The sequence below is a fragment of the Lentzea sp. genome (assembly GCF_035525475.1).
In the GTDB taxonomy this organism is placed as follows: Bacteria; Actinomycetota; Actinomycetes; order Mycobacteriales; family Pseudonocardiaceae; genus Lentzea.
This window is the reverse complement of the sequence record NZ_DATLEC010000200.1, coordinates 1-5,429: the sequence shown is the minus strand read 5'-3', so window position 1 is coordinate 5,429 and position 5,429 is coordinate 1. Positions and strand designations below refer to the sequence as shown.

Sequence of the window (5,429 nt, the reverse complement as noted above, 5' to 3'; positions counted from 1 at the left end):
GATGCTGTACGGCAACGGCATTGCCGGCCACACCGGTGTCTCCAAAGGACAGAAGGCATTCCTGCGCGTCGACCCGTCAGCAGGAGTCGCGGTCGCCGTGCTGACCAACAGCACCAACGCCGAACCCCTAGCCCACGAGATCTTCAGCGCCACCCTCGGGGAGATCGGCCCGCTACCGTTCCCGCCTGCCGAACGACGCCCGGTCGAAGACTGGATGTGCGGCACCTACCGCACCACCCTGTACGACACGACCCTGAGCACCGAGGGCTCGCGAGCGTTCCTGACCTACCGCCCGCGCAACGGCAAGCCCGGACGCCGTGTCGAGGTGACCCGGCTCGGTGACGACACGATCATCACCACCGAGCCCGCGCACCAGGTCCTGTCCCTCGTCAGGTCCGACGAAGGCGGTCGCGCCGACTTCCTGCACAACGGCGCCGCCGCGTGGAGGATTGCGTGATGGTCACCGTCTCCGACGTCCGGGCCGTGGCACTGTCGCTGCCGCGCACCACCGAGCACCTCATCCGCGACCGCGTGAAGTTCCGGGTGGGCCGGATCGTCTACGCGGCCCTGTCCCGCGACGAGACCGTGCTGGGCTTCGGCTACCCGCGCGAGGAACGCGAGGCGCTGGTCGCGAGCGACCCGGTCAAGTTCGCGTTCCCCAGCCAGTCGGACATGCGGTTCCAGTGGGTGCACGCGTCGATGGCCGAGCTGGACGTCGAGGAGACGACCGAGCTCGTCATCGGCGCTTGGACCATGTGTGTACCGAAGAAGGTCATCCGCGCGCACCTCGGTGAGGACTGTCTTTAGTCAACACTGAAGCTATTGTGGCGACTTGGAGCAGAGGCAGCCGACACCGCGCTCGATCCACTCCTGCCCCGTCGCTCGATCAGCACCGCGCGCACCTCGCGAGGGACTTCGTCGAGGCGGCGACGGAGGTGTGCTGACTGCGGCCTACCGCCGGTGCACGGACACGGCGTAGTCGCCGCCCTGGAACGCTTCCCGGTCCCACGTCGCGAACCGCTCCGCGAGCGTGAGCCCCGCCCGCTCGCAGTGCTCGTCGTACTGCTCGGCCGTGTAGCCGCGGTTCAGGCTGAAGCCGGCGACCAGGACCGCGCCGACGTGCTTCGCGACACCGGCGACGAGCGCGTCCTGCGTGCCCGGCGCGGTGAACAGCGGCACGTTGCCCGCCATGACGACCACGTCGAACGTCCGGCCCAGGTCGAGCTCGGCCAGGTCGGACCTGACCCACGTGATGCGCGGCGCCCGCTCCCGCGCGTGGGCGAGCATCGACTCGTCGAGGTCCGCTCCGACGACCTCGATGCCGTGCCTGGCCAGCTCGATCGCGACGCGTCCGGTGCCGCACCCCGCGTCCAGGACGGTCTTGGGGTCGTAGGCGCGCACGAACGCCGCCTCGCCGTGCACGTCCATCCCCGACTCGGCGAGCGAGTCGAACCTGCGCTGGTACTCAGCTCCGTTCCACACCCGGTGAGCATAGATCCGAAGATCGGCGGATACCGCCCGTGTGAGAGCGCTGCCAAGGTCAAGTGCATGACGCGCTTTCTGCTGGCAGTGGCGTTGCTCGTAGCGGCGGCCTCCCCCGCGCACGCCGCACCACTCCGATGGGTCGGCACCTGGGCCACCGCGCCCTCGTCCGCCGTGCCCGGCACGGACAACGGCTATCCGAACTTCTCGATCCGCAACATCCTGCACGTGAGCGCCGGCGGCAAGGAGATCAGAGTCCGGCTCTCCAACGCCTACGGCCGCACGCCCGTGCTGTTCGGCCAGGTCACGGTCGCACGCGCGGCCGGCCCGGACACGCCCACCGCGGTGCCCGGCACGATGCGCACGCTCACGTTCGGCGGCTCGCAGTCGATCACGGCACCGCCTGGCGCCGACGTCGTGAGCGACGGCGTGGCGCTGACCGTGCCCGCCGACTCGGACCTGCTGGTCAGCGTCTTCACGCCCGAACCAGGCGGTCCCGTCACGCACCACCAGCTGACCATGCAGAACTCGTACTTCACCCGCGACGGCAACCACACCGCCGACGAGTCCGCGGCCCCGTACCGCGAGCGCACCACCAACTGGCACTTCGTGTCGGGCGTGGACGTGCGGACGTCCACGTTGCGCGGCAGCGTGGTGGCGCTCGGCGACTCGATCACCGACGGCGCGAACTCGACGTGGGGCGCGAACCTGCGCTGGCCCGACCAGCTCGCCGACCGCGTCAACACCCGCCTGGGCGTGCTGAACGCGGGCATCAGCGGCAACCGGCTCCTGCTCGACGGCGGCTCGGCGGGCCCCAACGCGCTGGCACGCCTGAACCGCGACGTGCTGACCCAGACCGGCGTCCGGTCGGTGATCGTCTTCGAGGGCATCAACGACATCCAGCAGACGCCGCACGAAACCGATCCCGCCACGATCATCGCGGCGCTGAAGCAGATCGCGCAGCGCTCGCACGACCGCGGGCTTCGGGTGATCGGGGCGACGATCACGCCGTTCAAGGGCTGGAACAGCTACACCGAGGAGCTGGAGGCGGTGCGGCAGGCCGTGAACGCGTTCATCCGCGGCAGCTCCGACTTCGACGCGGTCGTGGACTTCGACGCCGTGATCCGCGACCCGGCGGACCCGCAGCGGATCCGTCCCGCCTACGACGAGGGCGACCACCTGCACCCCGGCGACAAGGGCTTCGAGGCGATGGCGAAGGCGGTCGACCTGGCCGTGCTGTGACCTGTTGAGACGCACGGTCGAGGTTCGCGGCGCCCCTGGCACGGTTGAATGTGCGGATCAACTCCACCCACCAGGGGGCTTGCCGATGCGTGTCACGATCCTCGCTGTCGTTCTCATGGCCGGGCTGACGGCGTGCGTGACCATCAACACGACCCCGGCCAGCCAGAGCCAGACACCCCCGGCCACCTCCTCGAACGCCGGCGAGCAACAGCCGGTGCTCGAGGCGGAGCTGACGATGCAGGAGAAGCCGGGCCTGGGCCTGCTCGCCACGAAGAACGCCGGCACCGCGCCGATCACGGTCCAGGGCTGGCCGAAGCTCTCCTTCAGCGACCCGACCGGTGTGCCCATGGCCATCCCGGTGAAACGGGAGCTCGTACCGGGCGAGGGCCCGTCGATCACCCTGCGACCGGGGCAGACCGCGTGGGCCGGCGTGCGGCTCGAGTCGGACGACAGCGACTCGCGCGCCCTCAACGTGCTGAGCGTCGAGCTGCCCGGCTCGGCGCCCGCGAAGGTGACGATCATCGGCACCAACGGCCAGGAGGTCATCGACACCACCAAGATCAAGGTGAGCTCGGCCAAGGTCGGCACGTTGCAGCCGATCACGCAGGGCGTCCTGACCTTCGACCACTGAGACCGCCTAGTCCTGCGGATCGCTCCAGCCACGGCTGTTCTGCAGCAGGTTCATGACGGCCGCGCGCAACGTCCCCAGGCGGAAGGGCACCTGCGCCACCACGTCGGGGGCGCTCTCCACCTCCTCGATCATCGTCAGCAGCCTCAGCAGCTCCGCGGCGCAGGACTCGTGCTCCCGCCTGCCGAGCTCGGTCACCAGGTTCATCTGAGCCGACAGCGCGGTCGTCTCGGTGCGGCCGTGCAGTTCGCGGCTCAACCGGACGATGGCCCGGTAGTCGTCCACGACCCGGTCCGCCGCGTCCTGCTCCGCGAGCGACGCCTGTGCCAGTGCGAGATCGAGGTGGCACGCGATGGTGAGCGGATCGTGTTCGCCCAGCGCCGCACGGGTGTTCTCGGTGAGCAGCACGAGCTCGGCGAGTGGCAGCTCGGAGCGGTGCCGCCGCCAGCGCAACAGCACGATGTTGCGGCGCGCCGCCAGCACCTCGGGATGGGTCTCGCCCAGGTACCGGACCCGCACGACCAGCGCGTGGCGGAAGAGCGCCTCGGCGCGCTCGTGCTGGCCGGACAGTTCGGCGAACCTCGCCACCACGCACGACAGCTTCGTGCCCAGCAGCTCCCAGTTCTCCGGCGCGGGCAGTCTGGCCCCGTCGCGGTGGATCCACTCCACCACGAACTCGCAGTGCGGGCTCAGCACCGCCCACGTCGACAGGTCCTCCTGCACCGCGGTGGAGAGGAAGCTCGTGTAGCCGTCGAGCGTCGCGTAGCAGAGCGCGAGATACGCCTGGACATCGCGCTGGACGTCGGGCTGGTGCCGGTTCGCCTCACGGATCACCGGATGCAGCACCCAGCACTTCGTGGTGACCGACGACGACCTCATGTCGCGCACCGAGACTTGTTCCACCAGACCGAAGTTCGTCAGGAACACGAACGCGTGGATCAGGTCCATCCCCGTGATGCCCTCGAACAGCGAGGACTCGGTCAGGATATCCGCGTTGGCGATGTCGCAGGGGATCGGCGCCTGCTCGAAGCACGACAACCACCGCAGCAACGGCCGGGCCCACGGCATCCCGAGGTCGGCGAGCAGGTCGAGCGACAACTCCCACGTGCGGCAGAGCAACTCGCGCTCGGCGAGCGCACTGCCGATCTCGTGCATGCGGTCGAGCTCGCCGAAGTGCCCGTGGAACACCAGGCGGTACTGCTCGAAGCTGTCCGGCAGAGCCAGTCCCGCCCTGGTGGGCAACGAGAGGACCGCGTTGAGGTAGCTGCCGGCCAGGCGGAGTGCCAACGGCAGGTACCCCAGCGTGCAGGCCAGCTCGCGTGCCTCGGCCGCTGTTCCGGAGGAGGGAGCGAGCGTCTGCAGCATCTCGACCGCGGCCTCCTCGTGCAGCGAGTTCACCTCGTGCGTCTCGGCACGGCTCCAGTCCTTGACGTTGCCGTGCCTCGTCGTCACCACGACGGTGCCGGTGTTGTGCTGCAGGGCCGATCTCCACTGCGCCAGCAGCCGTTGGTCGTCGACGCCGTCGATCACCAGCGCCCACGTGCCGGGCGCCTCGGCCAGCACCTTCTTCAGGAGGTTCGGCGCGGATCCCTCACCGCGCCAGGCGCGCACGACCTCGTCGACGCGGCGGTGCGGGTCCGCGTCGTAGACGACCTCGCGCAGCCCCGCGGACAGGCTGTTCTCCGACGACCCGTCCACCCACCACACCCTGGTGGCCGGGAACTCGCGGTCGAGGGTGTCCACGAGCGCGAGGGCCGCCGCTGTCTTGCCGCTCCCGCCGGTGCCGTGCAGCACGACCTGCGAGCCGTCGGCGCGCTGGGTGACCCCGACCAGGTGCGCCACGAGCCGATCACGCCCGAAGACCTTCCCCGGCAACAGTTCCATCGGCGCGATCGTCGACACCAGACCGGGTCGTGGCCCGCCATCGGGCACGCCGTGGAAGTGCACGTCGCGGATCGCGCCGGCCTGGACCGCGGTAACCGCGGAGTCGACGTTGTTGGACGTCGTACCGCGGTCGGACGGCACACCAACACTCACTCGGGCTCTCCGGTGGACTCGGCGGAACCCGCACGCTAGC

At 69.8% G+C, this 5,429-nt stretch carries 5 protein-coding genes and 1 pseudogene; 4 read left to right on the top strand and 2 right to left on the bottom strand.

The window, feature by feature from the left end:
* Both VM306_RS31295 and VM306_RS31290 read left to right on the top strand, forming a co-directional pair.
* Nucleotides 1-457: pseudogene (locus VM306_RS31295) on the top strand (serine hydrolase); the annotation flags it as partial.
* Nucleotides 457-807 carry an MmcQ/YjbR family DNA-binding protein gene (locus tag VM306_RS31290; RefSeq protein WP_325521361.1) on the top strand — a complete coding sequence of 117 codons (351 nt, stop codon included), beginning with the start codon at nucleotides 457-459 and terminating at the stop codon, nucleotides 805-807. The pseudogene VM306_RS31295 and the gene VM306_RS31290, both read left to right, overlap by 1 nt.
* A gap of 144 nt (nucleotides 808-951) precedes the next feature.
* Here the strand turns inward: VM306_RS31290 and VM306_RS31285 are convergent, their stop codons facing one another.
* Nucleotides 952-1,482, bottom strand: coding sequence for a methyltransferase domain-containing protein (locus tag VM306_RS31285; RefSeq protein ID WP_325521360.1), 531 nt, complete (start codon nucleotides 1,480-1,482; stop codon nucleotides 952-954).
* A gap of 66 nt (nucleotides 1,483-1,548) precedes the next feature.
* Here VM306_RS31285 and VM306_RS31280 point away from each other — a divergent pair, with 66 nt between their 5' ends.
* Nucleotides 1,549-2,724 carry an SGNH/GDSL hydrolase family protein gene (locus VM306_RS31280; protein ID WP_325521359.1) on the top strand — a complete coding sequence of 392 codons (1,176 nt, stop codon included), beginning with the start codon at nucleotides 1,549-1,551 and terminating at the stop codon, nucleotides 2,722-2,724.
* Between the two features lie 85 nt (nucleotides 2,725-2,809).
* Nucleotides 2,810-3,355 carry a DUF4232 domain-containing protein gene (locus VM306_RS31275; RefSeq protein WP_325521358.1) on the top strand — a complete coding sequence of 182 codons (546 nt, stop codon included), beginning with the start codon at nucleotides 2,810-2,812 and terminating at the stop codon, nucleotides 3,353-3,355.
* A 6-nt stretch (nucleotides 3,356-3,361) separates the two neighbouring features.
* Here the strand turns inward: VM306_RS31275 and VM306_RS31270 are convergent, their stop codons facing one another.
* Nucleotides 3,362-5,389, bottom strand: coding sequence for an NB-ARC domain-containing protein (locus VM306_RS31270; protein ID WP_325521357.1), 2,028 nt, complete (start codon nucleotides 5,387-5,389; stop codon nucleotides 3,362-3,364).
* Nucleotides 5,390-5,429: the final 40 nt, after the last annotated feature.